Annotated in this window: 1 protein-coding gene and 1 pseudogene; both read right to left on the reverse strand. The window is 39.4% G+C overall.

Annotated elements, in window-relative coordinates; genetic code table 11:
* Positions 1-88, reverse strand: a pseudogene (locus J7R13_RS08845) (50S ribosomal protein L6); the annotation flags it as partial.
* A 38-nt stretch (positions 89-126) separates the two neighbouring features.
* Positions 127-475, reverse strand: a 349-nt coding sequence (gene rpsH, locus J7R13_RS08850; RefSeq protein ID WP_208438309.1) for a 30S ribosomal protein S8, incomplete at its 5' end; no start/stop codon positions are given.

Below are 475 nucleotides of genomic sequence, written 5' to 3' on the forward strand. Positions count from 1 at the left end.
TTGGACCTTTTGCTTTAACAAGCTGACCTTCAACAGTTGCTGTAACCCCAGAAGGAATTGAAATGGGCTTTTTACCAATACGAGACATTGCTTTAACCTACTTTTCTTCTGTTTTCTTACAATAACTTAGAAAACACGACAAAGGAGTTCTCCACCGACATTTTGTTCACGCGCCTCATGATCAGCTATAACTCCTTTAGGAGTTGATAAAATAGAAATACCAAGTCCATTTGCCACTTGAGGAAGCGATTTAGCAGAAACATACACACGACGCCCTGGCTTTGAAACACGTGAAATATCACGAATAGCAGCTAATCCTTCAAAATATTTTAACTCTATTTCAATTTCAGACTTCCCATCACCTAAATGGATCTGATTATATCCGCGAATGTAACCTTCTGACTGAAGAACATCAAGAACGCGCGCACGAAGTTTGGAAGAAGGCGTAACCACTTTGCTTTTTTTACGACTAAGT

The sequence above is a fragment of the Bartonella taylorii 8TBB genome, assembly GCF_902825155.1.
Taxonomy (GTDB): Bacteria; Pseudomonadota; Alphaproteobacteria; order Rhizobiales; family Rhizobiaceae; genus Bartonella; species Bartonella taylorii_A.